Source organism: Citrobacter sp. Cb004 (genome assembly GCF_030337065.1).
In the GTDB taxonomy this organism is placed as follows: Bacteria; Pseudomonadota; Gammaproteobacteria; order Enterobacterales; family Enterobacteriaceae; genus Citrobacter; species Citrobacter braakii.
In genome coordinates this window covers 1-486 of record NZ_JAOWCH010000016.1, presented here as the reverse complement: position 1 = coordinate 486, position 486 = coordinate 1, and the positions used below count along the sequence as shown (strand labels likewise).

At 37.0% G+C, this 486-nt stretch carries 1 protein-coding gene; it reads right to left on the bottom strand.

Annotation, left to right across the window (positions count from 1 at the left end; all coding sequences use genetic code 11):
* Positions 1-486, bottom strand: a 486-nt coding sequence (locus OGV65_RS00095; protein ID WP_353655059.1) for a type ISP restriction/modification enzyme, incomplete at both ends; no start/stop codon positions are given.

The following is a 486-nucleotide window of genomic DNA, read 5'->3' as shown; positions in this document are numbered from 1 at the left end:
ACCGCTATCTTTATGAGTAGAGACACCTTGCCGCTCCATCACCCATTCAAGAGCTGGCTTGCCATTCACAACGTAGTCATAGGCTTCAGTTGGAATGTTTTTTATGCGAATTTTATTGTTATAGATGACTGTATCTTTTTCACCTTTTTTGGCGAACTTCATCTTCTCAACATAAAAATCGTCCTTGCCTAACTGGGAATAGCTCAGGGAGCCTGTATCAATATCAGCTTTGTAGGGCTCAACTGTTTCGTAGTTTACATGCAACTCAGCAAGTTCACGACCTGCCTTAGAAAATGACCAAAAATCTTCTAGTTTTTTTACTCGAGGGATGCGCGGTAACTCTTTAGCTAAATTATCAGCATAACGAGACAAATAATCCCTACTGCTTAATAGTCCATAAACATAATAAAAAATATCTTCTTTACTAATAATATTAGTAGCATAAAAATCATTGAAGTAATCTAACCCAAAATCACTAATAGCGCT